General features: G+C 44.0%; 28 protein-coding genes. 15 read left to right on the plus strand and 13 right to left on the minus strand.

What is annotated here, in order from left to right:
* Positions 1–109: 109 nt before the first annotated feature.
* Positions 110–991 carry an AraC family transcriptional regulator gene (locus tag NST47_RS06825; protein ID WP_341159619.1) on the plus strand — a complete coding sequence of 294 codons (882 nt, stop codon included), beginning with the start codon at positions 110–112 and terminating at the stop codon, positions 989–991.
* A 30-nt stretch (positions 992–1,021) separates the two neighbouring features.
* Positions 1,022–2,017: a phosphotransferase family protein gene (locus NST47_RS06830; RefSeq protein WP_341154448.1), complete on the plus strand. Its 996-nt coding sequence runs from the start codon at positions 1,022–1,024 to the stop codon at positions 2,015–2,017.
* A 23-nt stretch (positions 2,018–2,040) separates the two neighbouring features.
* Here NST47_RS06830 and NST47_RS06835 read toward each other — a convergent pair whose 3' ends face one another.
* Together NST47_RS06835 and NST47_RS06840 are read right to left on the minus strand one after the other, a co-directional pair.
* Positions 2,041–2,424 carry a DoxX family protein gene (locus tag NST47_RS06835; RefSeq protein WP_341154449.1) on the minus strand — a complete coding sequence of 128 codons (384 nt, stop codon included), beginning with the start codon at positions 2,422–2,424 and terminating at the stop codon, positions 2,041–2,043.
* Between the two features lie 140 nt (positions 2,425–2,564).
* Complete coding sequence (locus NST47_RS06840; RefSeq protein WP_341154450.1) at positions 2,565–3,473, minus strand: AraC family transcriptional regulator; 909 nt, start codon at positions 3,471–3,473, stop codon at positions 2,565–2,567.
* Between the two features lie 142 nt (positions 3,474–3,615).
* Between NST47_RS06840 and NST47_RS06845 the strand changes: the two genes are divergently transcribed.
* The 3 genes from NST47_RS06845 (at position 3,616) to NST47_RS06855 (ending at position 7,393) form a co-directional block, all read left to right on the plus strand.
* On the plus strand, positions 3,616–4,404 hold the full coding sequence (locus tag NST47_RS06845) for a sugar phosphate isomerase/epimerase family protein (protein ID WP_341154451.1): 789 nt from the start codon (positions 3,616–3,618) through the stop codon (positions 4,402–4,404).
* Between the two features lie 17 nt (positions 4,405–4,421).
* The gene (locus NST47_RS06850; protein ID WP_341154452.1) at positions 4,422–5,030 is read left to right on the plus strand and encodes a hypothetical protein; all 609 of its coding nucleotides are present in this window, start codon (positions 4,422–4,424) and stop codon (positions 5,028–5,030) included.
* 134 nt (positions 5,031–5,164) lie between these two features.
* Positions 5,165–7,393 carry an ATP-dependent helicase gene (locus tag NST47_RS06855; protein ID WP_341154453.1) on the plus strand — a complete coding sequence of 743 codons (2,229 nt, stop codon included), beginning with the start codon at positions 5,165–5,167 and terminating at the stop codon, positions 7,391–7,393.
* Here NST47_RS06855 and NST47_RS06860 read toward each other — a convergent pair.
* On the minus strand, positions 7,381–8,514 hold the full coding sequence (locus tag NST47_RS06860) for an FtsW/RodA/SpoVE family cell cycle protein (protein ID WP_341154454.1): 1,134 nt from the start codon (positions 8,512–8,514) through the stop codon (positions 7,381–7,383). The two genes, NST47_RS06855 and NST47_RS06860, sit on opposite strands and share 13 nt — an antisense overlap.
* 197 nt (positions 8,515–8,711) lie before the next feature.
* Here NST47_RS06860 and ytaF point away from each other — a divergent pair, with 197 nt between their 5' ends.
* The gene (ytaF, locus tag NST47_RS06865) at positions 8,712–9,320 is read left to right on the plus strand and encodes a sporulation membrane protein YtaF (RefSeq protein ID WP_341154455.1); all 609 of its coding nucleotides are present in this window, start codon (positions 8,712–8,714) and stop codon (positions 9,318–9,320) included.
* 259 nt (positions 9,321–9,579) lie between these two features.
* Here ytaF and NST47_RS06870 read toward each other — a convergent pair whose 3' ends face one another.
* Positions 9,580–9,894, minus strand: coding sequence for an aldo/keto reductase (locus tag NST47_RS06870; protein WP_341154456.1), 315 nt, complete (start codon positions 9,892–9,894; stop codon positions 9,580–9,582).
* Positions 9,864–10,538 (minus strand): aldo/keto reductase, encoded by a 675-nt coding sequence (locus NST47_RS06875; protein ID WP_341154457.1) that lies wholly within the window; start codon positions 10,536–10,538, stop codon positions 9,864–9,866. The genes NST47_RS06870 and NST47_RS06875 overlap by 31 nt, the downstream gene beginning before the upstream one ends.
* Before the next feature lie 353 nt (positions 10,539–10,891).
* Here NST47_RS06875 and NST47_RS06880 point away from each other — a divergent pair, with 353 nt between their 5' ends.
* The 4 genes from NST47_RS06880 (at position 10,892) to NST47_RS37130 (ending at position 12,912) form a co-directional block, all read left to right on the plus strand.
* Positions 10,892–11,245, plus strand: a complete 354-nt coding sequence (locus NST47_RS06880; protein WP_341154458.1) for a hypothetical protein — start codon at positions 10,892–10,894, stop codon at positions 11,243–11,245.
* 197 nt (positions 11,246–11,442) lie between these two features.
* Positions 11,443–12,078 carry a hypothetical protein gene (locus tag NST47_RS06885; protein WP_341154459.1) on the plus strand — a complete coding sequence of 212 codons (636 nt, stop codon included), beginning with the start codon at positions 11,443–11,445 and terminating at the stop codon, positions 12,076–12,078.
* 17 nt (positions 12,079–12,095) lie between these two features.
* Positions 12,096–12,680, plus strand: coding sequence for a hypothetical protein (locus tag NST47_RS06890; RefSeq protein ID WP_341154460.1), 585 nt, complete (start codon positions 12,096–12,098; stop codon positions 12,678–12,680).
* A 46-nt stretch (positions 12,681–12,726) separates the two neighbouring features.
* On the plus strand, positions 12,727–12,912 hold the full coding sequence (locus NST47_RS37130; protein WP_445667360.1) for a PCYCGC motif-containing (lipo)protein: 186 nt from the start codon (positions 12,727–12,729) through the stop codon (positions 12,910–12,912).
* On the opposite strand, the gene NST47_RS06895 is transcribed toward NST47_RS37130, so the two are convergent.
* Positions 12,860–13,111 carry a hypothetical protein gene (locus NST47_RS06895; protein WP_341154461.1) on the minus strand — a complete coding sequence of 84 codons (252 nt, stop codon included), beginning with the start codon at positions 13,109–13,111 and terminating at the stop codon, positions 12,860–12,862. The genes NST47_RS37130 and NST47_RS06895 overlap by 53 nt on opposite strands.
* Before the next feature lie 658 nt (positions 13,112–13,769).
* On the opposite strand from NST47_RS06895, the gene NST47_RS06900 reads away from it, so the two are divergent.
* The 3 genes from NST47_RS06900 to NST47_RS06910 all read left to right on the plus strand — a co-directional run bounded on the left by NST47_RS06900 (position 13,770) and on the right by NST47_RS06910 (position 17,029).
* Positions 13,770–14,836 (plus strand): IS630 family transposase gene (locus NST47_RS06900; RefSeq protein WP_445667361.1). Its coding sequence is split into 2 segments (ribosomal slippage): positions 13,770–14,273 and positions 14,276–14,836, totalling 1,065 coding nucleotides; the frame shifts between segments, so codons are not numbered across the junction.
* 33 nt (positions 14,837–14,869) lie between these two features.
* Positions 14,870–16,153, plus strand: a complete 1,284-nt coding sequence (locus tag NST47_RS06905; RefSeq protein WP_341154463.1) for a S1 family peptidase — start codon at positions 14,870–14,872, stop codon at positions 16,151–16,153.
* A gap of 150 nt (positions 16,154–16,303) precedes the next feature.
* The gene (locus NST47_RS06910; RefSeq protein WP_341154464.1) at positions 16,304–17,029 is read left to right on the plus strand and encodes a stalk domain-containing protein; all 726 of its coding nucleotides are present in this window, start codon (positions 16,304–16,306) and stop codon (positions 17,027–17,029) included.
* A 258-nt stretch (positions 17,030–17,287) separates the two neighbouring features.
* On the opposite strand, the gene NST47_RS06915 is transcribed toward NST47_RS06910, so the two are convergent.
* From NST47_RS06915 to NST47_RS06945, 7 genes are all read right to left on the minus strand, one after another.
* Positions 17,288–18,301, minus strand: coding sequence for an extracellular solute-binding protein (locus NST47_RS06915; protein ID WP_341154465.1), 1,014 nt, complete (start codon positions 18,299–18,301; stop codon positions 17,288–17,290).
* 87 nt (positions 18,302–18,388) lie between these two features.
* The gene (locus NST47_RS06920) at positions 18,389–19,471 is read right to left on the minus strand and encodes an ABC transporter ATP-binding protein (RefSeq protein WP_341154466.1); all 1,083 of its coding nucleotides are present in this window, start codon (positions 19,469–19,471) and stop codon (positions 18,389–18,391) included.
* Between the two features lie 18 nt (positions 19,472–19,489).
* Positions 19,490–21,145: an ABC transporter permease gene (locus NST47_RS06925; protein ID WP_341154467.1), complete on the minus strand. Its 1,656-nt coding sequence runs from the start codon at positions 21,143–21,145 to the stop codon at positions 19,490–19,492.
* A gap of 87 nt (positions 21,146–21,232) precedes the next feature.
* The gene (locus NST47_RS06930) at positions 21,233–22,267 is read right to left on the minus strand and encodes an ABC transporter substrate-binding protein (RefSeq protein ID WP_341154468.1); all 1,035 of its coding nucleotides are present in this window, start codon (positions 22,265–22,267) and stop codon (positions 21,233–21,235) included.
* Positions 22,268–22,291: 24 nt separating this feature from the next.
* Positions 22,292–23,077: a DUF3919 family protein gene (locus NST47_RS06935; RefSeq protein ID WP_341154469.1), complete on the minus strand. Its 786-nt coding sequence runs from the start codon at positions 23,075–23,077 to the stop codon at positions 22,292–22,294.
* A gap of 62 nt (positions 23,078–23,139) precedes the next feature.
* Entirely contained in the window at positions 23,140–24,555 is a 1,416-nt protein-coding gene (locus tag NST47_RS06940) for a HAMP domain-containing sensor histidine kinase (protein ID WP_341154470.1), read from the minus strand.
* A gap of 3 nt (positions 24,556–24,558) precedes the next feature.
* Complete coding sequence (locus tag NST47_RS06945) at positions 24,559–25,227, minus strand: response regulator transcription factor (RefSeq protein ID WP_341154471.1); 669 nt, start codon at positions 25,225–25,227, stop codon at positions 24,559–24,561.
* Positions 25,228–25,574: 347 nt separating this feature from the next.
* On the opposite strand from NST47_RS06945, the gene NST47_RS06950 reads away from it, so the two are divergent.
* Entirely contained in the window at positions 25,575–25,886 is a 312-nt protein-coding gene (locus NST47_RS06950; protein ID WP_341154472.1) for a PadR family transcriptional regulator, read from the plus strand.
* A gap of 18 nt (positions 25,887–25,904) precedes the next feature.
* Positions 25,905–26,519 (plus strand): DUF2812 domain-containing protein, encoded by a 615-nt coding sequence (locus tag NST47_RS06955; protein ID WP_341154473.1) that lies wholly within the window; start codon positions 25,905–25,907, stop codon positions 26,517–26,519.
* Positions 26,520–26,614 lie beyond the last annotated feature (95 nt).

Below are 26,614 nucleotides of genomic sequence, written 5' to 3' on the forward strand. Positions count from 1 at the left end.
TGCGTTGTATCGTTCAGTATACAGGATTTTAACGCTCACCAATGTAACTCCATTGTGGTAAAATGTTGTTGGATTGATATTTTTGGGAGGGAACACCTTCGTGAACAAAATGGAGTATATTGCACTCGGTCCGGATCACTGTACATTTACTTTTAAAAAGCAAACAGTCGGCGAATTCCCCGGATACTATCATTACCATCGGGGGCTTGAGTTGTATTATGTGCACCAGGGTAAAGGCCATGTTGTGCTGAATCAGCGCATCTATGAGCTGCAGCCGGGTAAACTGTTCATTTATCGTCCTTATCAGCTTCATAAGCTGCACGTAGATACCGATGAAGCTGAGCCCTACACACGCAGTATCATCTTGTTTGAGCCGGCTGTGTTTGAGTTATATGTCAAACCATATCCCAAGCTTCACCAATTATTTATGAGTTTGTGGAAGGAGGAGCAGGAGCTGCAGGTGTATGAACTGAACCCTTTTCACGACATGCTGATCCCGGTTATGGACCATTACGCGCAGCGGCTGCGGGATACGAAGGATGGCGAGAAGGCACCTGTATTTGCACTGCTCCTGCTGCAATTGCTGGAGACCATTCATCCTTTGTGGAAGCAGGGCACGACGCTTGGCAAGCTGAGACCGAGAACGCTTAAGCATTCGGAAACGATCATGGAATGGGTGGAGGAACGGTATGCAGAGGAGATTGGACTGGAGTGGATTGCAAGCAAGCTTCACCTGTCCAAGCATCATGTATCCCGATTATTCCGCAAGGAAACAGGAAGCAGCATTACCGAATATATGGCTAACCGACGAATTCGACAGGCTTGTTCACTGCTGGGCAGCACTTCTTTATCGATACAAACGATCGGACAGCGGGTTGGGCTTCACAACACCTCGTACTTTTGCCAGCTATTTCGAAGCATGACGGGAGTTTCCCCGCAGCGCTTTCGTAAAGAGATCGATCCGTGGCATGATTTGGGAAGCAAGGGATAGAGCTTATTTGGGGGAGAAGGTGGTTGGAGCATGAAAGAAGCGGGTGAGATTATGAAAGAAGGCTGGGAAAGAGCGGTGTCGCCCCTTTCTCTTGACCTGAGGCAAATGAATGAAATCGTCAGACCTGCCTTTGGGGGCAAACGGGTCACCTCCGCTGAACGCATAGGAGTCGGCTGCAGCAATTTCAACTACAAAATCCAGCTGGAGGATAGCGTCGATTCGTACCTGGTTCGTATATTCAGCAGGGGAAAAGAGGTTGCAGATAAAGAGCTGGCCATTGCACAACTTGTACGGCAAACCTTACCTGTTGCTGACTTCCTCTATGCGGATACAAGCTGCAGTGCGTTCGATAAACCTTGGGCTGTCCAGGAGTGGAAGGAGGGATTTTTGTTAAGCGATGTGTTTAAAAACGGAACCCTCGAGGAACTCACATCGGCCGCAGCCTCAGTCGGCACCACGCTTGCCAGCATCCACAGCTTTACGTTTCCTGAATCGGGCTTTTTTGACAAGGACCTGAAGGTAACTCAGCCATTCAGCATGAACGGCGAGCGGTTTCTCTCATTCATCGAACAGTGCCTCTTTCATGAACCATGCGGCCAATGGCTGGGCAATGAGCTTAGAGAAGCGGTATGGTCCTACTGCCAAACCTATGGTCCTTTATTGACGGAGAGCCAAGAAAGGCCTGTCCTTGTTCATTCGGATTTCAATGGCTTGAATATATTGATGCAGCATGGGCCAACAGGATGCTCGGTGTCAGCCGTTCTTGATTGGGAGTTCGCCTTTGCCTGGAGTCGGTACGTGGATATTGCCAACATGCTAAGGTATGAACAGGAGGGCTCAGTCTTTGAACAGCATTTTATTCGAGCCTATCAGGAGCAAGGCGTGGTTCTGGAGCCTAATTGGCGGCTGCTTGCGAGGCTTGAGGACCTCGTTGCCTTGTGCGATATGATGAACACTTCCACCCTGGATACCCCTAACCGGATGCGGGATCTGCGGAGCTTGATCGTTGGAACCGTCTCTTCCTAAAATGAATTTGTCGGTATCCTGTCTTACTGTGCGACAAGCTTACGGCTGGGCGGACGCAGTGCCCACGACGCAATGACCAGTGCCAGGAAGACGAGCGGTTGGGCGGTAAGAGCAAGGCCGTCACCCGACAATGCATGGGATGCAGCCGCGCCGCTGAGCTCGAAGACAAAACCTGCATAAGCCCATTCCTTCAAACGCGGAAAGCGCGGGATCACAATAGCAATAACACCCAGCAGCTTCCAGACTCCCAGAATGGTAGCTACATAGACGGGATAACCAAGCTGATTCAATACGGCCACCTGCTGCTCGCCGTGGGTGACGAACAGGAAGCCGCCGATGACGAAGCTTGCTGGACCGAATATCGTGGTTACCCAATAAAGAATCGTTTTCATTTTTCCATTTTTCATTGTGAAAGCTCCTTCTCTTACCTGATTAATTGTAATCCATCCTATAGCTAGAGTTTATCATAAAACATAGATTTGGGTTTCTTGTGGATTGCTAACAAAAAGGATGCAGCGCTGAGTAAGCGGCACCCTTTTGTGTCTGATCAGGCATCTTTATGTTTGATGGGAATGTAGATGTCCATCTGTGCATCTGGCTTGTCGGGATGACAGCGTTCATCGTAAAGCTCGAACTCCGGTGTCCCGGCGTGCTCGTAGCCGGAATGTGGAAACCATTCCGCGAAAATCGATTTCCATGTGCTTTGAATGGAGGGGGAGAACTGATCATGCGGAACTTTCGGTGTTGTAAACACGGCATATTCGGCGGACATGAACTCACGGCATACCAGGCCTTCGGGCACCCCTTCGAAATGTTCAGCCTCCATGCCGATCAAATACGTGAAGATTCCCGAATCCATATCGAAGCTGTGGCAAATCCCAAGCTCGACAGGGCTATCTGAATGGATGCGGTTTGGAATGGATTTGGACCAGCCGTTCTTGAGATATTGCTGCCAAAAAGCCGGGATTTGCTGCAGGTTCTCCCCATTATTGGTTGAAGTACGAATCTCATAACCTACAACTTTAAAAGCAGGTTTGGTGATGATGCGGTATTCCATACGAATGCCTCCTAAATAAGGATTGTACTTACGTTGAAGCACGTTCAGCTTTGAATACTTCGGCGGTTGAATCCCTTTTTTGCGGTAATCGGTCGGCGTCATTTCGAACATGCGCTTGAAGGCACGGGTAAACGTCTCATGATTGTGGAATCCGTTCTCCAGCGCAATGTCCAGCATCCGTGCATCTGTGTGGGCTACCTGATAAGCAGAGAGCGCCAATCGTCGTGTGCGCACGTATTCCATCACCGTAACCTCCGCCATGGATAGGAAGACGCGATGAAAATGATAATCGGAGAGCCTCGCAACCTGCGCCAGTCGCTCCAGTGACAGCTCCTCGGCTATATGTGTCTCTACATAATCGATGGTCGCTTGAATCTGTTTCAGATAGTCTTCCTTCATGCGATCGGGTGGCCTCCCTTTGTCTCCATTCTAGACGGTATTCGCGTTTACTTCTTGATAATTCTTGCTATATTTGAGTTGAAGGACAAGATAAGGCAGCAGCTGTTATAATAGGGTTAGTCCTGATCGAGGAGGGATGCATATGAAGCTCGGAATGCCTACATTGGTACAATACACTTCCGTTGCTGAAAATGTCCAGTTGTGCAAAAAACTGGGTTTGGATTTTATCGAATTAAATATGAACCTGCCCATCTGTTTACCCGAAAATTTAAGCTGTTCAGAAATAAGAACCTATCAAGAGCAATACGGCGTGGAGTTTACGATACATCTTCCCGAAGAATTGGATGTAGCCTCCTATCACCCTTCAATAAGGAAGGGGCACTTGGAACGCTGCAGACAAGCGATGGAATGGGCTCATTTATCAGGCATCCAAACCTTGAACATGCATATGAATAATGGGATTTATTTTACCCTGCCGCAGACAAAAGTCTGGATCAATGAGCAGTACGAATCGAATTTTAGAGAATTGCTTCAGGATTCGTATGCAGAGCTTTATCAAATAGCTGCAATCTATGATGTAGCCTTATGTATTGAGAATACAGGCAATTTTCAACTTCCTTTTATTCGAAAAGCTCTTGATCAGTTAAGTGCTTTCGATAACTTTTATTTGACCTGGGATGTTGGTCATGATGCCAAAGCAGGCTTTGCAGAGGAATCGTTTTTCGCTCATTACAATAATCGCATTCAACATATGCACCTGCATGATTATAATGGCAAGTCAGATCATCAAGCTTTATATACGGGCATTGTACCTATAAATGACAGATTGGAATTTGCACGGAAGCATGATTGTTCGGTCGTTATTGAAGTGAAAACGAGTGATTCCTTGGCACAATCCGTAGCTAGCCTAAGGGAAAATGGATTTCTATAATAAAGGAGACTACGAAGATGGGTTGGGGTGAAATGCAGCTAATACCGAATGAATATAATGATCAATTTAGATCCATTGACGAAACCATCCTGAGACTTCTGAATGAACGCAAGCTGCTTGCTAACGGCAAACGGTACTTTCCGACAAAAGAAATTATGGAGGAATGGGTGACAAGCTATGAGCTGGACATTCCCACAATCAGTTGGCTGATGCACAGTCTTAATGAGAGAAGCCAGCCCAAGATGCCGAATGAACCAGGCGAACTACTGAATGTATTGCCCATTATGAAAAAGACGGTTGTCGATGGCTTTGAATATTCTTTGACGCATGCCATGCAGCATAAGAACGCAAGTATTGTCTTTCTGGAAATTGAGCAAGTCCAAGGTGAAGAAAGGAAAGGTCATGTTCGCCCGCAATTGCTGCTGGAAGTAAAAGGGGATCAGGAATACTATGTGCGTAGAAACGGCTCCCACGGCGGCGGGGGACAAGCTCAGGTACGCTTTATGGTCATACCTCCGCTACCTAATAATATCAATGAATGCAGCTTAGGCTTGATTCCATATGCAGCTCCCATGGAGTATCCAGCTAAGGAGATTATTTTGGATCAAGAGGTTGTTTTTGAATAAGCTTCATTTACCTTTATCATTTCGATTCAGGATAATGCTATAATCAGGCATATAAGAAAATGCATAATGACCACTGAAAATATAAGGGATGTACATGTTCAGCAAGGGGTCTTTTGAAAGGGAATATCACGATCATGATGAAACAGGAAGATTTTTTTGTCCGCAAGCATAAGGAAATTGGTGTGTCTCTCAGTGAAATTCAGAAGCAGGCTGTCCGTCAGACGGAGGGTGCCCTGCTTCTTTTGGCGTCGCCGGGATCGGGAAAGACGACTACGATTATTATGAGAATCGGCTATTTGATAGAGGAAAAGCGTGTGCATCCGTCACGGATCAAGGCCGTTACCTTCAGTCGGGCCTCAGCGGCGGATATGAAAGAACGGTTCAAACGATTTTTCCCTGAGCTCCCGCCTGTTGATTTCTCTACCATTCATAGTTTGGCCTTTGAGGTCGTTCGTGAGCATTTTCGCAAAACGAGAATAACCTATCATTTGATTGAAGGAAATATGGAGCATGAGGAGCAGGGGAAAACGAGGATGGATGGGCTGCCGCTGCACAAAAAGCTGATCCTGCGGGACCTGTATACCAGACTCCATAACGAACCGATTACCGAGGATCAAATGGAGGAGCTGACCACCTACATAAGCTACATCAAAAATAAAATGGTTCCTGAAGAATCGTGGCCGCTGGTCAAATGCGAGGTGTCTAAAGCGGATCGGATCCTGTGGGAATACGAGCGGTTTAAACGAACAGGCACCGACAAGCTGCTGGTCGATTATGATGATATGCTGACACTATGCAATGAGATTATGGAGAGAGATCGTGAGCTGCTGAAAAAATATCAGCACAGGTATGACCATGTATTGACCGATGAAAGTCAGGATACCTCGATGGTGCAGCATGCTATTATCGAAAAGCTGGTGCGTGAGCATGGCAATCTGTGTGTAGTCGCGGATGATGATCAATCGATATACAGCTGGCGTGGTGCGGAGCCGTCATATTTGCTTAACTTTAAAGAAGCTTACCCGAAGGCTGTAACGCTGTTCATGGAGCAGAATTACAGATCGTCTCAAGATATAGTCAGTGTGACCAATCAATTCATTAAGCGAAATCAGAATCGGTACGACAAAAATATGTTTACAAGCAACCCTTCACACAAACCGATTCTGATCAGGAGCTTTGCCGATTATCAATATCAGGTGAAGTACCTGATTGAACAGGTTCAAGAGGTCGACAATCTGCGGGATGTGGCCATTTTGTACCGCAACAACGCTTCATCGGTCATATTGATTAATGAATTTGAGCGGGCGGGCATTCCTTTTTATATGAAGGATCACGATCTGCGTTTCTTCTCCCATTGGGTTGTGAAGGATATTTTGAATTTCATGCGGATGACCTTTACGGACAAGCGTGCCGATATTATGGAAGCTATTCATACCAAAATCAGCGGGTACATTACCAAGCAGCAAATGTCCGTACTGAAGGAGATCAATAATAACGAATCCGTCTTTGATAATTTGCTGAATCACGTGGAGCTGCAGGATTATCAGCGAAAAATATTGCTGGAGTGCAAGGAAACCTTGGCTCAGATGAAGGATATGCCGCCGCTGAATGCGATCCAGGTAATACGCACCAGACTGGGCTATGAGAAAGCGATTGAGAAGCTGAGTGAGCGGCTCGGATTCCGCAAGGATACGGTGATCGGGATTCTGAACACGCTGGAGGGGATCGCCACCACCTTGGACACGATGACCGATTTTGCCCAGCGTCTGAAGCATCTGGAATCCGTCATGAAGCAGTCCAAGTTCCAAAGGGAGCACAATGTCGTCACGTTCTCGACCTTGCACAGCTCCAAGGGCTTGGAGTTTGAACGGGTATATATGATCGACCTGATTGATGGAATTCTGCCCTCCTCTGAAGATATCGAGAAGCAGGCGAAGGGGGATTTGGCGCTTATGGAGGAGGCAGTCCGCTTATTTTATGTAGGCATGACACGAACCAAATCGCAGCTGGAGCTGATTACCTACAAAGAGCGTGATGGAGAGAAGGTTAGCGGGTCTCAATTTGTGACGGCCGTTCAGCATATCCTGAGTCCTCCCAAGCCGATCTCTCCCCAAGATAAATCTGTGAAACAGGTCAAGCGCAAATCCGATATTCCCGACAATCCCAACGCGATCAAACGTAAGGCGGACCTGGGCGTAGGGCAATTTGTAAAGCATCGGGTTATCGGTCATGGGGAAATTACGAGCATCGAGGAGGATCGGGTACACATTCGTTTTAAATCGGGAATTAAAGCTTTATCGATCACCATGTGTATGGAGCTTGGCGTGTTGGAGCCGGCGGATGGAACTCCTCAGTCTGAGTAGATTCTTTCCGGAGTCTGATGAATTTTAACACTTAACACCAGGCCCATCGAGATCATATTTGTTAAAAGCGAGCTGCCCCCATAGCTGATAAACGGCAGCGCAATGCCTGTTAAGGGCATTAACCCGATATGCATGGCAATATTTTCAAAAATTTGCAGCGTAAACATCGATATAACACCTATGACGACGTAGGTACCTTCTAATTCTGAGCGATTGATCGCGATTCGGATCATCCTATAAATTAGGATAAAATAGAGCAGCAGCAGCGCAGAGGCACCCAGAAAGCCAAATTCCTCACCGATAACAACAAAGATCGAGTCCGCGTAATCATAAGGGATATATCCTCTGTGCACCAACGTCCCCTTTTGATAACCATCTCCTGTCAGCTGTCCGGCAGAGATAGCCTTGATGGAGTTTACGACGTGCCAGCTGTTGTCAGGATCGTTTTTGGGATCAAGGAACGTCTGAATCCGCTGCATTTGATGCGGCTTCACTATTTTGGAAAACAGCGGAGATTCGGACAAGTAGAGCGTTGTGACTCCTGCGACAAGAACACATATGGCAACAAGGCCAATAATGACGTGAGTCAGACGAATATTGCCGATCCAGATCATGCCTACAAATATAGCGACAAATACAATCGAGGTGCCAAGGTCGGGCTGTTCAAGCACAATGAAAAAAGGAACAAATACGATAGCCGCCATCGGAAGGAGATCCTTGAAAAAATGCAGGGAATGCCCATCTCTTTTTTTCATCCACTTGGCGAGCAAGACAATAACGCAAATCTTCATGATTTCCGAAGGCTGAAAGGCCATAAAACCGATGTTCAACCAACGTTTGGACCCATTGATATCCATCCCTTTAGCCATAACTAACAAGAGCAGGATAATGCCAATGACATAGATAATGATTGAAAGATGATTGACAATGATTCTGTAGTCAACCAGAGCCACACCGATCATCACAATAAAAAGCACACCGAAGGTAACGGCATTGTTAATATGCAATCCACTGTAGCTGGTTCCCATGGTGGCGCTCAATATGACAGCCGTGCTTATGATGAGGAAGCTGAATAAGACCCATAAGATGGGCTGATCCAGCTTTTTTAATTTTTCTTTCATTTGATCACTCCGTCAAACATGATGTTGTCGTGCATGTTCCTGCAAGCTCCCGAGCCTTGCCCAATAAAGGCATGGCTATTTCCTTATGCTGCTGACAAGCCAATTTATGGGCGCATTGATCCCAAGTAATCACAATTTGGGCTGGGCGGCATAAGGTAGGAGATGGTATTCAATATGGATGAAATGGGGGCATCAACATGCACTGGATTTCTATTATCTTCATTGCTTTAGCTTCCAACTTGGATAATCTTGGCATAGGCATCTCATTCGGCATTCGTTCGACGAGGATACCGGCATTATCCAATGGGATTATAGCGGTTATTACGATGCTGGGTACCTATGTATCTGTAACCCTGGGAGAATATGTGACAGCCTACATGTCCGGGTTTGCAGCTAACCTCCTGGGTGCACTCATGATCTTGTTTATCGGGGTTTGGGGTATAGTAAGCAGCCGTCGGCGTGCGCCAGTTCCCCAACCGTCTGCTGCTGGCAGCCATAGTCTGATAGATGTTATCCATCATCCTGCAACGGCTGACGTTGATCTGAATAAAGTCATTTCGTGGAAGGAAGCATTAACCTTGGGCTTGGCTCTGGCCTTGAATAATATGGCGACCGGATTTGGAGCTGGAGCGACGGGTGTCTCCCCTCTATGGACGACAGTGGCTGCTGGAGTATTTTCAATTGTGTTTATTAGCTGTGGCACACGGATCGGCTTGATGGCTTCCAAAACCTGGGTGAGCCAATATGCTGATCTGATCGGTGGCGTCCTCTTAATTCTTATAGGTATTTACGAAATGATAGCGTAAGACCATACACAGACGGGTAAGGGCCCCACTGTATGGTTGTTGGGGGCATACCTTTCAGTATACCGCCGCCGATGGGGGATGTACAGTACTTAACGGATTTCAACCAGGCAAGGATAGGAGAGCTGCTGTGCTTCAGCGGCGATATGGGATTTTGTTGAAATTGTACAATTATCGATGCATCGTTGAGAGGGGACAATCATGCTGAACGGCCGCCACGATATGACGGCCGATCGGACAGAGGGATTGTTCGGAGTCGTGCTTAACCTGCTGTATGCAGCCGATGCAGCTGCTCTTGAGTCAGCCGGATGTTGAGGGAATCGAGATTCTCCTGAAGCTGCTCCGGCTTACTGGCTGCGATGATAGATAGGGTAGTTGGGGTACTCTGGAGGAGCCAAGCCAGGACGATTTGATTTAAGGTGCCACCGGTTTCCTGAGCTACTTCTGTCAGGACGCGGAGTCTTGCTTGAGTATCCTCACTCTCATATTGCTTTGGAAGCGGCGTATCGCTGCGGGTGTAGGAACCATTCAGTAAAGGCGAATAGGCTAGAAGAGAGAAATCATCATGGGTTGACAATAGTTCAATAGCTCATCATTTGCACTGATTTGGACACCAAAATCCGCACCAGGCTTTGGCCGAAGATACGTATATCTTTGCTGTATGCAGCTGTACGGTGTCCAATGATGGGATTTGCTCATATTCCGTGCCTTCTCTACTCGCCACGTATGGTGGTTGCTGCAGCCTAAGGCTCTTACCTTTCCCGCACGGACAAGCCTATCGAATGCCTCCATCGTCTCCTCCAGCGGCGTATTGACATCATCGATGTGAGCGTAATAGAGATCCACATAATCGGTCCCGAGCCGTCTCAGGCTTGCGTCAATCGCTTGTTCAATGGCCTTGCGAGACAAGCCTTCCATACTTTCAAAGCCGCCCCCTGGAATCGTCGGTTGGGCGCCTACCTTGGTTGCGAGAACGATGTGCTGCCGATTTCCCCGATCCTTCAACCATTGACCCAACAGCAGCTCGCTTTCCCCGCCCGAGCAGCCTTCATTCCAAAATGCATAATTATTGGACGTGTCCAGAAAGCTGCCGCCAGCATCTACATATTGATCAAGCAGTCGATAAGACGTTTCTTTATCTCTACGAGATCCGAAATTCAAACATCCCAAGCCGAGAGCGCTCACTTGTATCCCTGTATTTCCTAATAACAGCTGCTGCATCCAAAAGTCTCCTTTGTAACAATGAGTGGTTGAGGTCAGCCCGTTATCGGTTTCTTTTCATGCTGCGACATTTCCCATGAACGGTAATATCCGATTTTATCACTTGGGGTAATACCAGCCGTAGGTGTCACAGACCGCAAACATGGACATCTGCAAATGTAAAGGATCCTTATCAAAAAAAAGATTTATCGTAACATATTCTAATCAGAATCCGTCAAAGGTAATGATTGGATGTAAAACACTGTTAATATAGCTTTATACTTCGTTTTCCAAAGCGCCAGAGTAAGTTTGTTCTATGCACGACGATCCAAAACATAATGTTTGGCTTTAACAATAAAAGGAGGCAAAATGATATGAAAAAAGTGGTGGGTATTTTGTTGATTGTATTAGTGGTTTTAGGTTGTTGGTCTACTTATGAATATAATAAGCCAATTCTTACAAATGAACAGGCAATTTCTTCAGCAAAAAGATATCTTAATACAGTAAATGAAAAAAAGAAAATTAATATCAAGACGGAAAGTCCAGTCGAGCTTATATACTTAAATAAAAATAGTTTTTGGGATAAAGCCACTGGTAACAGGACCTGGGAAATTGTCATTGATGGTGTTGCTGTTTACTTAGAAGCAGATACAGGTCAGTTTATCCAATTGATATTTCCACTGGATGGTATCATAATGAAGGCGGATTATCCTGATTGGTTTAAATAAAGGTTCAACCCACAAAGTAATAACTGCGCGGATTTACAAATGATTTATGGATTAAAATGGTTCTAAATCACCATATATATCATGTTAATAAATGGTAATTTAGTAAACATAAGAACATAAAGAGCTATAGTACAACATGGATAAATATGTAATAATATGAAAGTTAATACTATTAAAGAAGGTAGGTGTAGTTATTAGTGCTTAGAAAAAAGTTCCCCATTATCTTGTCGCTCGCATGTTTATCAATTTTTTTGCTTAGTAGTTATGTAGCATTTGCACAGGTTTTTCCTCAACGATGGGTTTCTTATAAGATCTCATCTGGAAAACTCGATCTTGCGTATAATTACGATTATGTAAACTCAGGTGCATACTCCAGTGCAGAGGTTGTAGCAGGTGCAAACAAGTGGTTAAATATTGGAGCCAACGTATTGTTAACACCAGCAAGTTATTGGAGCTCAGATGTTATTCTACGAGAGGTAGACTATTCAACATGGCTTAATAATGGATGGTCGCAAACAACATTAGCTTGGACACTGCAGATTGCTGGTAGTAAGCCGTGTTCAAATGATGCTTCGACTAACGTTTGTACTGCAAGCGACACGATTACAGCAGCAGCTATTTATATAAATACTGCTCAAGCACCTGGGCTCTTTAGCGGTGATAAACGTCAGGCATTAGTTGCACATGAACTTGGTCACGCTTTTTCAATTGCTCATAATTCAGTGATTGGTCAGGATTCATTAATGAAGAATGGCGCATGGAATGATAGCAGATTTTCCTATACTCCAACAAACCCTGATATTGCTGACGTGAATAGCATGTATCATCCTTAATACAAAGGAGAAAACCTATGAAGAATATAAAAAAAATCCTAATATCTCTTGTAGCAGTATCGTTGAGTATAGTATTGGGTGCAGGAACAGGTCAATTAATTCAAGGACATGCTTTGGATAGAGACTCTAGTCGAGAAATAGGAGGGGGGGTTCGTTCACTTGAAGAAGAGTTGAGCTTTTCAAAAATAATAGTAAGAGGCACTGTTGTTGAAGAGTTACCCACTTATATTCAAGATGCAGGCCTTGATCCTCGGACAAATTTTAAATTCTCAGTAACACCTTCAAAAGTGAAGGTTAGTAAAGTGATTGCTGGAGATATCAAAGTTAACGATACCATCGTTTTTTTACAGCATGGGGATCGTTCAACTGATAAAGAAAACTTTGTTAAATCTAACGAAGATGTTATCTTAATTTTAAATAAAACATCAGATGGTAGATACTGGTCTTATAGCTATGAAGATGGTTTGTGGAAGATCAGTAATGATAAAGTATCTTCAAAGAGTAGGAATGATAACCTCCAAAAAATGAAAAATTTAGATACAAGCTCATTTGAAAATTTATTATCAAATGGTTTTAAAAATAGAGTAAAGCCAGAACGTTGATATATGGCTACTCTCGTCAAATAGCCCCCACCTTGAGAAGGGGTTATTGACAAATGGGTTTTGGGGTGGTGTCAGCTACGCTGGTACTACCCCATCCGCCCAATTAAGTAAAGACGGGAAAGAGATAAAGAAGATCCAAAATTTTATTGATACGCAATATAACAAAAGATACACAAAGCCTACAGATACGATACACCAATGTCTGCGTAAAAAAAGTGACTCTCAGTATTGAGGGTCACTTTTTTTACATTTATACCCATACGTTTGCGAGTAGTGTCAGCTACGCTTTTACTACCCCCACTTAGCAGAGCAAGGGTGGTTTGCAGCTCCTGGTACTGCTCAAGCAGTTTACGCTCATGAGCTACCAATAATACGCACCGATCTGCAATGGTGGAGTCCCCTTGACGGACTATGCTGGCAAATTGCTGCATCTCGGTAGAATGCAAGTGAATTAACAAAACAATCCACTCGATATCATTCTCCCACTAAAAAGTAATGTTTTCGCCTGTTTTCTCACTCATTCTTAGATTTACAACTTCGACACCTTGGAGATGATGGAGGAATATTGTCGCAGAACCATATTTTTCTACAAGGGCCGGTGGCGGAGTGGAGTGATATTTAATAGTATGGTAGGTTTTTTAATAAAATTTATGTCGTACAGATTACCATAGTGTATAAAATTAATTAGTAATCTGTGACCTTACCTCATAGTCAGTACTGGACAGTCCTACAAATATATTTCAGTCAATATTTGATTCGATTCAGCCTGTTTTAAACGTGATCATTGGGTCTACATGAAAGCCCTGAATTAATCAAGCAATGATTTTGGTGTTGAGTCCTAGTTTCATTACTCTATCTTCTTTTCTATCATTAAATAATGAAGAGGAAATTTTTAATTATATACATAGTTTACATTATTATACATATATAGTATTATTTTATATGAGACTTAATATTTACAAATTTATACAAATAACTTAATTTGAGGAGATGAAATTTTTGAAAAAGTTTACTATATAAGTTGAACTAAAGGAATTCATTTCCACATCGTCGAATAAAGAACTACAACCTAAAAGTGACGGTGAAATGATGGAAACGAGACCAACGTATATTGAGATTGAATCCTTGATGAAAAAAGAAAAAGATCGGCGCATGTTCGAGCGGTACCAAACCATTTATTTGCATTTGAAAGGTAAAAATACGCTAGAGATTTCAGAGATTATCGGCAGAACGGAACGAACGGTCTATAAATATTTGCGTGCCTATCGCGAGGCTGGTGTAGTTGGACTGCAAATGAACTATTCAACAGGAGCTCCTGAGCGACTGACGAAGGAACAGCAAGAACAACTGAAGCAGACCATCGTATCTTCCGTTCCCCATGAAGTCGGTTTTCTTAGCAAATATAGTTGGACCCTCTATCTCATTGGCGAATATATCCAGCGGGAATTCGGTCCTACCTACTCACTGCGTGGCATTTCAAAAATGGTGCACCGACTTGGGCTCAGCTACACCAAACCCACCTATACGCTAGCTGCGGCGGATGAAGTCAAGCAACAAGCCTTCACAGAAGTAACTTTTCCTACTTTGAAAAAAGGTTAATGGACGAGGAAATCGCTCACTTGCTCTTCGAAGATGAGTCGATGATCCGCGATTACCAAGCGCTTCAGCATACGTGGTTTCTCAAAGGCAAGCAACGTGTCATCCAAACAACAGGCAAACATCGTGGTGTTAAGCTATTAGCGGTTCTGAACTATGCTACAGGCCACATTCTTTGGAAAGAAGATGAACAGTATGATGCCGTGACGTTCCTATCCTTCCTTCAAAGTGTAATTGAAGCGTATCCGCAAGGAAGGATGGTTATGGTACTGGATAATGCCCGGATTCATCATGCCAAGTTGCTTCAACCTTTTTTGGAGAAACATAAAGAGCGTCTTGAATTGGTTTTCTTACCGCCATATAGCCCGAAGTTGAACCTGGTCGAAGGACTTTGGAAATGGCTGAAGGCAGATGTCATTAACAATGTGTTTTTTCATTCTGTTACCGAGATCTGTAAGAAAGTTACCGCATTTATGAAGAACATCGCTCTCGATGCCCAGACGATTATTGATCGTCTATGTCTTCGCTTGGAAACCAACCAACTTCCTGAACAATTTTAGTTCAACTTATATAGATACTTATTAATTGCAACAATGACTCTTTCATTAGCAGTACCATCATTTGCTATTGCCGCAACAAATGATCCATCACAAACATCAACCGATGGGAGTTTAGATCGAATAAAAGCTTTCAGGGAAGAATTAGGTTTATCAACTGATACTTCCTATATTACAAACCTAGAAAGTAACAACGCGTTAAAAAGTAGTACAAAAAAGCAAGATTGGGGAATTACTCTTTCTGATGATGAAAATGAAGATATTACCCAACGACAAGATTTGATTAATCAGGGCTCACTTCTTATGAAAGACTACTTAGAAAAATATAAGGGTACACTAGGTGGCATTTACTTCGATCATCACAAAGAAGGTGGGGTTTTAAATATTGGCGTAGTTAATTCCACTAAAAGGGAAAGATTTATTGAAGACGTCAAAATAAAGTTAAATAACAACAAGAGAATTAGGTTTTTTAGTGTTAAAAACAGCTATGATCAACTTGTAACAAAGCAAAATGAAATAACGGATTATATAGACAAAAACAAGAACCTTTCAGGTTTATCTACTGAGTTATCAATACAAGAAAATAAAATAATTATAGGTTTGCCTGATAAAGATCCTAAAATTGAAGAATATCTAAATACATTATTTGGTTCGGAATATATTTCTTTTAAATTGGAAAAGAGAGTTAGTAAAAACTTTGATAGAGTCTTCCCTGGTACCCGGCCACTAGTTGGTGGACTAGCAATTGATCAGGGAATATGTTCTGCAGCATTCAGTGCAAAAGATTTTAGTGGGAATTATTTTTATATTACTGCAGGTCATTGTGCACAACAAAATGCTTCTCCTGTTACCGTTAAACAGGGAGCTGACAGTATTGGTACACTTTATTCCTCTGGGGCATATAATGGGTACTGGAACGACTCGGGGGCCGATGTAGCTGCAATTGCTATTTCATCTAGTAATAAATCATACAAGGACTATGATGGCAATATCATAGATGACGAAGAATTATTCCCAGTCTATGGACAGATTGTGTGCCTTTCTGGAAGAACATCTGGAACAATATGTGGTACAGTAAGTAATATTGGCGGCACATATACTGATGATAATAATATACATTTGAAAGATCAGGTATTTTATACTGTAACGGGAGCTATGGGTGATAGCGGGGGACTCGTTTTTGTGAAAACTTCACAACCAGGCCATATTAAAGCACTTGGAGTTTTACACGGGGCCTTAGGTGATTATGGAACTGCTACAAAGATCATTGCTGTTACAAATTATTTGCATAATCGAATCGTCACAGCACTGAATCCATAGTCTATAAAAATATTAATCCAAGAGGCATGGCCAAGGGCTATTCCTTTTGGATTATTTATGTATAAAATGCTTTTTTATAAACTATACATTCTTTAGTTCAAAAATGTATACTTAGTTATGTTCCCTAAAAAATCGCTTTAGGAGGTACACATGAAAAAGTTTGTTCTCGGCTTGACCTTAGGACTGATTTTATCAGTTTGTACTGTATCTTATGCTTCAAATGAAATTAAAGCAATATTATTTCCGGTAACGTATTTATTTAATGGTACTGAGAAAATACTGCCTTCTGATTATATGACACTTAATATGGATGGACATACCTATGTACCAACACGTTTTATTGCAGAACAGACAGGTTCATATATTTCTTTTAATGATGCAAATAAAACAATTGAAATTCAATATCCTACTCAACGAATCATTAAATCAGAAATCAATTCGAGTACGGAAGATGATAGTTTCAATCTTTCTCTTCACTCAGAAAAGGAATTCTACAGTAATAATCAGTTTTTAAATATTTGGGCAGAACTCCGATATAAAGGAGATACCACTCAAATTTTTGAACACAGAGAAAATATACTAGCTTTTTACATTGAAGATAATAACGGTAAGCGTTTTGAGCTAGGACGTAATTTAATTTCTAAGACTTCTGAACTCAAAAAAGGTGATGAATTTAAAGGGAATATGACAGTATCCTTAGTACAACAATATTATAGTGCTGTTATTTATAATAATACAAACGTAAACCCAGAATTTATTAAAGGCAATTTGCCTCCTGGCATTTATACTGTTGGTGTTTCTGCTTATTATTCTAATGGTTCATATATTGATGAAAAATCATTAAAAACAAAACTACAGATAACAATTAAAAATTGATTTTTCCCATATTTCGTCTAACTTGTATCTATTTGGTTTTATATTTAAAAGTATGTAAATATGGACCAGCTCAGTGTGAGTCTGGAGCTCTCGGTATATCTGAGATTGAGCAATGTTAAAACCCTTGCCACAAGACTTTACACCGTAGTTTTCCTTTAAGCTTAACCTAAAAAAACACCAAGATCCCCGAACCCATGCCCCGTTGGCTGGGTTCTCTTTTTTTACAAATAACCCTTAACAGCACCATTCACACAACCCTCACTCCTTCACAGCTCGCCACCTCGTCAACAACTGCTCACGACGCTGAGCGGCAACATCAAACCGATACGTAACCAACAAATTCTCCAGCTTCACATGAGAGAGCAGAGGATGAACTGGAATGTCGGGAAGTACAGGGAGAGAGAAGGCTGCATTCATGTAATCGGTTTGTGCTTCCTTGGACAGGACGAAATCGACGAGCTTTTTGGCTGCTGTGGTGTTGTTCCCGCTTTTCAGGATGGACACAGCTCCGATCTCCCAACCGGCCTGGGGCGGAATAAAGGAGTGGATGTCATAGCCTGAGTTCGTAAAGCGAAGCTGATCGCCCAGGAAGCATACGACTGCGGCGACATCGCCTACGGCAAGCCGTTGGGCGGAAGTAATTCCGGCGAATGTGGTCGATGAGCTTTGCTTCTTCAAAGCTTGCATCAATTGAATGGCCGCATCTTCTCCACGCTCCTGTGCCAGAGAGGCCAACAGCGTATAGCCGGTGCCTGAGGTTTCAGGGTCTGGAATTTCGATTTTGCCCTTTAACTCAGGCAGGAGTAAATCCTCATAGCGCTGCGGCAGCGGTAAGGAGGCCAGCTTCGGATCGCGCTGCCATATTTGTTGATTCACACCGATCGCAAGCGCTCCCATATACATGCCCGTCCAATAGCCCTCTTTATTTTTATACTGCAGCGGGATGTTATCGCTTTTCGGGGAGAAGTAGCTTACGGATTTGCCGCTGTTTCTTAATTGCTCGTGGAGATCGGCAGGTCCGCCCAGCACGACATCAATTCCGCTTTTGTTCATGGTCAACAGATGATAGCTGGCTTCCCCGCTGGACATGCGGATGATTTCGTACGCTTGCTCGGTCTGCTTTTTGAACTTTTCCAACAGGATCCGGCCTTCATCCTCCTGAAAAATAACATAAACCTTGAGCGGCTGGTTATTGGGGCTGCCCGAGTACAACGTATAGATCATGATCACGCTTGCCAGCAGCAGCAAGAACACAATGCCTTTTTTCCACATCCCAACCGCCTCCTCCACATACATAGGCAAAAAAGGAAAACGGTTGTTTTCCTTTCTTAGCTCTTATTTCACTTATTTTAATCTATTTCAATTGCTGATTTTAATCAAATGAATTTTATTGGCTGTGGCATGTATTTTTACGATTCCCTGATAAGAGGTCTGACCGATGTCATACACATCGACAATCCATTCTTTACCTTCATCGCCAGCCAGGAAATACCGTTCCTTTTCACCGAGAAACATGGAATAGGTGACGACGACTCCATCCATAATAAATTCCCCTGCATCGGGTCCGTTGATACGCATCGACTCCGGTCGGACACTTAATAGCACATTCTCTCCAACCGCAAGCTGCTCATTGGTTTGAACGGTAACGATATCATTTTTTTTGCCGTATTTGACAGTCGCCTGATCACCTTCGAGTTGTAGAACGACCGCATCGACAAAGTTAGTCGTTCCAATAAAATCGGCTACATATTGGGTGCGAGGCTTGTAATAGATTTCATGAGGGGTGCCGTACTGATCGATGGCCCCTTTATTAAAGACAACGATATGGTCCGACATCGATAAGGCTTCTACCTGATCATGGGTCACATAGATGACCGTTAAGCCTAGATCAAGCTGAATATTTCTCAATTCGACCCGTACCTCTTCACGCAGCTTGGCGTCCAAATTACTGAGCGGCTCATCCAGCAAAATAATCGGAGAGTCCATGACAAGTGCGCGGGCCATAGCAACACGCTGCTGCTGTCCACCGGACATTTGATGCGGGTAGCGTTCCTCCAGTCCGGTCAGCTTCACTTTGGCTAATGCGGATTTTACCCGATCCTGGATTTCACCCTCAGGGCGCTTTTGAACATCCAAGCCGTAAGCTACATTATCAAACACGGTCATATGAGGGAATAGCGCGTATTCCTGGAATACCATGGGAGTTCCACGTTTATAAGGAGGCAAATCGTTCATCAGCTTCCCATCGATCCAGATTTCTCCTTCATCGACCGTATAGAAGCCAGCAATCGAACGCAGCAGGGTTGTTTTTCCGCAGCCGCTCGGACCCAGGAAGGTAATGAATTTGCCTCGTTCAATCTGCAAGTTAATATTTTTCAAAACGTGATTGACGCCGAACACTTTATTCACGTTTTTGAGATCAAGTAATATTTCTGTACCCATTATTCCCACTCCCAGCCTCTAGAAATCAAATATCTTCACTTTAGAACGGAAAATCAATTTAATGATACCAAGCGTACCCAATGTTGCGCCCATCAGTCCCACAGCAACTGCAGCAGCCCAATAATAGGTGCCTGTCTCTGCATAGTTGAAAATGGATACGGCTGCTACGACCCATTGAGGTGTAATTAAAAAGACAATGGTACTTAAGGTGTTCATGTTTTTCATAAACGCATAAACGAAATTCGCGACGATTGTTTTTTGCAGCATCGGAAAGACGATTGTTGTTAGTGTTTTGCGGCTGTCAGCGCCAAGATTCATCGAGGCTTCTTCAATGGATTTATCCACCTGCTTGAAGGAAGCACTGAGACCACGATAACCAACAGGCATCTGCTTGAGCAGCATCGCTACGATAATTAAGACAGCAGAGCCTTGCAAAATAATCGGTCCGGAGCTGAAGGCTACGATCAATGCGAGTCCTACGAAGGTACCTGGTAAAGCGATAGGCAGCACAGCCGTGAAATCCAGCAATTTTTTGCCTGGGAAAGGCTTGCGTACTACGACATAAGCTAATACGAGCCCAAACGCTACAGCAAGCAGGGAGCTGATTAAGGAGAGCACCAAGCTGTTAAGCACCGCAGGACTGGAAGTACTGAATACAACCTTCATCATATGATCGAGCGTGAACGTATTGTCTCGGCCAAAGTTTTTCGTGAAAGCGAACAGAATCGTAATGGCGAACATCGCAATAATGAAAATGGACATCAACGTATTAAATGAAAAGAGCATGATATCGGTTTTTTTGGAGGTGGTCACCCGATTCAGGCCGGAAACAGGTTTGCCTGTAATGGTCGAATAGGAGCCTTTGGACAACAGTTTGTTTTGAATAACGAAAACAAGCAGGGCAGGAATGACCAGGATGATCCCCATAACCGAAGCGAGTCCAGGTTGGTTATTAATGATTTCACCATAAATTTCAACAGCCAGCAGGGTATAGTTGCCCCCAATCAGCTTCGGATTACCAAAATCGGCAAAACAGTTAATGGCTACAAGCAAGAAGGCGTTGATAACACCCGGAAGCGCAAGCTTAAAGGTAATCGAGCGGAACAGCTTAAAGCCTCGTGCGCCCAGGTTTTGTGCAGCAACCTCCAGGTTCGGTGAAATCGAACGCAGGACGCCGGTTATTGTCATGTACGCAAGCGGGAAATAGGAGATGGTTTGAACAATCCATAGTCCAGGTAACCCGTATAAGTCCAGCTCAACATTAAACCATAATTTCAAATATTGGGACACCATGCCGCCTCTGCCGAACAACAGCAGAAAAGCGAGACCGCTCATGACCGAAGGAGCCAGCAGTGGTAAGAAGGCAATAAAACGGAAAAACTTTTTACCTTTGATGTTGCTGTAGTTGATCGCATAAGCATAAATGAAACCGAATATGGTTGCCGTAATTGCGGATAGCGAGGAGCTAACCACCGTATTCATCAGTGCTGTGCCGTAACGGCCTTTGCTAAAAAAAGTGATCCAGTCTTCGCCACTCGGAATAAAAACGACAAACACGAGTGGATAGACAACAAATAAAAGTAGAATGATAAAGCTGATCAATACAAGCATGAGTGAAGAGGGATCCCTGACGAGCCGGCCGATCGACTCCCCGATGCCTTTTTTTTCTTTCATCATAGGGGGAGAGCTACCACCTTTCTGAATCTTCCAATGGAGACATAGCAAGACATTGACTGTCCTGCTATGCCGCAATGGTTCAACTTATTTCAAATCCTTTAATGCATCCTGCAATACTTTTCTTTGCTCGGCTGCCGTCCATAGGCTGTACGATTTATTGTATTTGGTCGTTTTGATATCGACGCCGCCTGGTGGAACGGGAACGCCCGGCTTCACGGAGACGGAATAGGCAGATTCTGTGTAAATTTTGCCTGGTTCAGCAGTTAACATATAATCCATCAGCTTTTTGGCTGCTGCCGTGTTAGGGCCATTTTTGACAATAGCTAATCCGCCTACTTCATAACCAGCTGCTTCCGGCACGATGCTAATGATCGGATTGCCTTGATTTTTCACTTTGATTTGGTCGCCCAGGAACGTAATACCGATGGTATATTCGCCTTTACCGGCCTTTTGAATCGGTTCGATACCGGATTTAGGTCTTTCCTTCAGGTTGGGCAGCAATTGAGTCATGTATTTCAGCATTTCATCCTTGCCCCATACTTGAGCGAGTGAAGCAACAGCTGTGTAGGAAGTACCGGAGGTAGCCGGATCGGACATCCCGATTTCGCCTTTAAATTTAGGATCTAACAGTTCTTTAAAGGTTTCCGGATAAGCGGCTGTTCCGTATTTATCTTTCCAACGCTGGGTATTAATGCCGATTGCAATTGGATTTAAATAAAATCCAGTCCATGCGCCTTCTTTATCCTTCATGTTATCTGGAATATCCGAAGCATTCGGAGAGATGTAGTTTTCCAATGCGCCAGCTTTTTTCAATACCTCATGGGAATCTGCGGGACCACCCATCAGGAAGTCAGCTTGCGGCTTACCCATTTCATTTTGTACTCTTGAAACCGCTTCACCACTTGGGAGACGTAAAATATCATAGTCGATTCCAGTATCCGCTTTAAACTTATCCATGATTTTACGTGCTTCTTCCTCTTGGAAAATCGAATATACGGTTACTTTGCCTTGGGCCTTGCCGCCAAACACGCCGGATTTGTACATAAAGAACCCCGCTATAAGCACAATTACAATTACTGATAAAACTATGACAGGTGTATTATTTTTCTTTCTAGCCATGCCATCCATCATCCCTTCAAATTGTTATGAGGCGTCGTTCAATTTGAAATAGGCTCTTTGGTTGGTCTCATCCAACAGATCGAATACGACAATGTAAGCGTTATTGTAACGGTCCAGATGTAGCCAATGCTGCTTGGACTTGGAGTCATCTGTGAGTCGTACAACAAAGTGGGCGTCAGGCCGCTCTGCCAGGTAATCAAAATGGCTGAAATCGATGACGCGGATAGCCGATCGCATTTTGGCAGTGAGCGCTCCCCGCTCCGCACTTGTTAGCAGGGTAAGCTCACCTTGCTGCAAAGAGAACACATCGTTACGGGCATCGTCCATAGCGGCTCCAATAGTATCTGAAGTCAGCGTTTTATCGATGAGCGTACTTTGCAGCTTGCGAATTTCGGCACTCACATTGAGTGAATTGACTGATTCATCACCGAAACGAAAGGCATTGGTCTCGACTTGAAAAGGAATGTCCTCCTGATCCAGATAGGCCATTGAGCCTGTAAGCAGCAGCCGTGGAGATTTAGCTGGATTTTGCTGCTTGCCTGTGGTCAATAGTCCTGAGAAGGTATTGGATAATTTCAGAAGCTCCTTCGGGTCATCAATCGAGATAGTGCCAAGGCCTGGGTAGGTGATATTGACGCGCATGGGAACTCCGGCTACCTTGTCGCGGTCATCCTGCTGTGGCGGAACGATGCGAACTTCATCCACAGGGATGCGAAAGCTATAGGCACACACGGCTATCAATATGCAGCCAACAACAACCTGTAGTAAGATGAGGCGAAACCATGAAAGCCCTTTCTTTTCCTCTGGCATTTACTTTACGCTCCTTTTATCTCAAAAAAATTGTAGGTTTGTATCAATTTTGTAACAACCTTTCACCAGAAAAGTCCCTTATTAAATTGCAGCTGTACTTCAGTCCCGACACCTGTCCGGCTGTTTATCACGATATTGCCGCCCTGCAGCTCCATTAATTGTTTGCATAACGGCAAGCCGAGTCCATGAGATTGAGCTGATATAATCCGGTCCTGCTTATGCTCGGACGGCACAAATAAGGTAAGCCTGTCCTGCTCGGAAATTCCTTTGCCATTATCAACAATGCGAACACAGCCTTGTCCCTCATTATCCTCCAGCAAAATATCCAGATGTGTGCATTCGCTATGCTTAATCGCATTGTCAATCACATTAAACAGCACTTGCTGGGTGCGTTCCGGGTCCAGATACACATCGCATGGCGATATATGCAGGGTTGTCGTAATGGATGACTTGTGCAGAGTTGGCTCCAGAATTCGCAGACTGTCGGTGATTACGGAAGCCAGATCCATGAACTGCAGCTTCACACGCCATGCCTCTTCCCCTTTGAGTGAGGTTTGCAGCAGCTCCTCGACCATGTTCAGCAGACGGCCGCTTTCCTTGCGGATGTATACATTGCAATTGCGGATATCGTCCTTCTGATCCATGTGTGCGATCAAATCGGAGAAGCCGATGATGGAGGTGAGTGGTGTTTTCAATTCGTGGGTCATATTGTCGTAAAATGTTTTCTGCTTACTTTGCTCGTAATGCAGCATTTCGATATGGTGCTGTAAGGAATCGGACATGTGGTTAAAGTCTTTAGCCAGCTCCCTGACTTCATCCTGACTGTTCACGACAATTTTTTTGCTGAAATCACCGACAGATACAAGCTTGAGCGCTTGCTTCAAATCATGCAGCGGCTTCATGAGGATAGAAAAGAAGGAGTAGCTTGCCAGTAATGATAAGAGCAGGCATCCCAAGGCTACACCAATAAACCAATATCTCATTTCATCAAGCGTTTGGACATGCTGATTCAGATCAAGCAAGTACCGAAATCCGCCGACTATTTTTCCCTCATACATAAACGGGGCCGAATAAATTAAATACTGCGTATCCTCGGATTCCGTAATCACGGTAGCCTTTTGCCCTGTCAAAGCGGTCTCAATATCATCACGTTTAAGCAAATTTTCCTTGTCGCCGCTATTGCCGACGATCGTCTCGTCCAAAGCAAACAGCTGAACCTGAAAGTTGCTGTTGGCAGCCAGATGTGAAGCAATAAGCGGCGCATAGGTTCCGGAGAACAGCTGCTCGATGCTGATTCTTTTATCATTGACAATTTTTAACGCTTCGATGCGGTGCAGGGTGTTGTATTGGCTCAAGGTGCGGATATCGCGTTCAATCATGCTTTTGCTAATTGTATAATTTACGATAAAATACATGGCGGTAAGCAGCATAATGATGGTCACGGTATGTTGGAGAAACAGCTTATTTCGCAGTCCCATGGCCTATACCTCCAGCTTGTAGCCGGTACCGTGTACAGTTGCGACTAAATGGTCATAGGGCTTCATCTTTTCCCGCAGCCGATTCACCATCATATCGACGGAGCGTGTCTGTCCATAAAATTCAAAGCCCCATACCTGATCAAGAATTTGCTCACGCGTAAATACGGCTTTGGGATGGCTGCATAACAGCCACATAAAATCAAACTCCTTGCTGGTCGTTTTGATGAGGGTGCCGCCGACCTTTAAAGAACGCTCCCGCTTGTCGATCTCGATCTTGTCTACCTGGATAGTATCAGGTGTTGAGCTCGTGGTGTTCATTCGCCGGATAACCGCCCGGATGCGTACAATCAGCTCCCTCGTTTCAAAGGGCTTTGTTAAATAGTCGTCCGCTCCCAGCTGAAAGCCGAGTATTTTATCGTTCATCTCATTTTTGGCACTGAGTACAATAACGGGAATCGTTTTGTAGTGCTGCTGGAGCGTTTGGAGGAGTTCAAAGCCGGAGCGATCCGGCAGCATCAGATCGAGCAGGATCAGATCCGTGTGTTGAGCCGCCAATGTGTCCATGCCAGCTGCCGCCGATCCGGCCACCGACGTTTGAAAGCCTTCAACCTCAAGACTGAGCTTGAGCAGCATTTGAATACTGGGATCGTCCTCGATAATTAATATATTCATAGTTAAACACCTTCCAAACCTCTTAGTATGAAAATACAGCAAGCGTCGATTCCAAGCATAGGGTAAGGTCGATTATCTAGTATGCACGACCCGGATTATATTATAATATCAGAATTTAAAAATTTTCAGCAGAGCTGAACATTCTGATATTGCAAGAAAAGCTACATTTAAAACACGGATGTATCTTCCTCGAATAGGCTTCGATCAGAAGTTTTTCTTATAACTTAACGCTACCTTGCCAAAAAGTAAATGGAGCGTTTCAAGGGGTTGCAATATACAGCCGAACTGTATATAGTATAGCTATACATTTGAACTATACAGTCGCGTTGAGTAAAAGGAGGGGAACCATGAGTAGAGACAAACATTTACCGCTGACGGAAACCGTTTATTATATTCTTCTGTCCTTGATCGAACCGGCTCATGGATATTTGATTTTGCAAAAGGTGGAGGAGCTCAGCGGCGGACAGGTAAGAATGGCGGCGGGGACGCTTTACGGAGCTATTGAGAACTTGTTGAAGCTGAAATTTATACAGCCCGTTACCAGTGAGGACAGCCGGCGCAAGGTTTATGCGATCACAGAGCTGGGACAGGAAATACTGCGTCTCGACTTTAAAAGAATGAACCACATGATTGAGGTTACGAAACATACCTTGAGATGAGAAATGAGGGAAATCGTGATGAGAAAATTCAAGTTTTTTATTAATTTTGATAAGGAAGAAGAGTGGCTGAATGAGATGGCAAGGCAAGGCTATCTATTCACAGGGAAATCATTCGGATATAAGTTTCAACCAGCCAAGCCCGAGCATGCAGCGATAAAAATGGATTACCGTACCTTTAAGAAGACAGCGGATTTTGAAGATTACCGTGCGTTATTTGAAGACAGCGGCTGGAAGCATATCGCCGGAACGAAAAGCTCCGGTGCTCAATATTTTAAAAATTCAGGCGCTCACGGAAGCGAGGATATTTTCTCGGATACTGATTCCAAAGCAGCAAGATATAAAAGAATTTCAGAAATATGGGTCTCAACGGCTACTGCCTTAATCCCTCTGTTCGTTGTACTGACGACTACAGACTCGATTGATGTGAATGCTTTTTTGAACCCCAAATTATTGTATTATACACCAGGGCTATGGGAGAAAAGCGGAGCGGTTTTTTGGCAGGCCTTTCTTTTTGAAACACCGTTTGCTTTATTCAGAGGGTTTTTCTGGATGCTGATTCCGATTATGATCGTTGTATGTTTTCTCCTGGCCCATAAAGCGAATAAGCTGTACAAGGAATCACATCACGCATAGAATCAACCCTTTCCAAACTATTTTCCTTATTGTACCATAGGGAAATTACCATTCCAGCCCTTCCTGATTTATAATCAAAGTGATCGATCATGCAA

It is taken from the genome of Paenibacillus sp. FSL H8-0034 (assembly GCF_038000305.1).
Classification (GTDB): Bacteria; Bacillota; Bacilli; order Paenibacillales; family NBRC-103111; genus Paenibacillus_S.